Below are 558 nucleotides of genomic sequence, written 5' to 3' on the forward strand. Positions count from 1 at the left end.
GGCGCGCAGACCTGTCTTGAACCAATGACCTTTCGGACCACTGGCGCCCGGCGGATCGCAGGCACCGGTTTTTTATTGATGTGCGGGGTTTCTTCATCTGCGGCCGGTCCGTGATCTGTTGGGCGTCGGGGCGTGTTCATGCCCCAAGGCCTTTCGGCCCGTGACGGCGGCACAGACGGAAAAACCCCGCCGCTGGTGTTGCGGCGGGGTTTGTTATGGTGTGTGGCGCCGTCACGGGCGCGTTGGATCACACGAAGATAAAGTTGTCTTCGTCGTAGGCCAGTCCGGTGCCGATCTCGGCCGCTGTGACGCCCTGCAGCTCGACACTGTCGGTGCCGAAGGTCACAACCGCATCGCCACCCGCGCTGGTGCCAAGGCTGGCCTGCAGCGATGCCATATCGGTGATGGAGGCCACCCCTGACAGGTCGACGATGTCCATCTCGATCGCGCTGAAGTCCGTGACCACATCGGCCCCTGACCCGTCGGCAAAGACAAAGGTATCGGCGTCGTCCAGACCGGTCAGCAGATCGTCGCCTTCCCCGCCTGTCAGCGTGTCAT

1 pseudogene is annotated in these 558 nt (G+C 63.3%); it reads right to left on the reverse strand.

The window, feature by feature from the left end:
• Positions 1 to 247: 247 nt before the first annotated feature.
• A pseudogene (locus tag Q0903_RS19710) lies at positions 248 to 558 on the reverse strand (hypothetical protein); the annotation flags it as partial.

It is taken from the genome of uncultured Sulfitobacter sp., assembly GCF_947502895.1.
Lineage (GTDB): Bacteria > Pseudomonadota > Alphaproteobacteria > Rhodobacterales > Rhodobacteraceae > Sulfitobacter.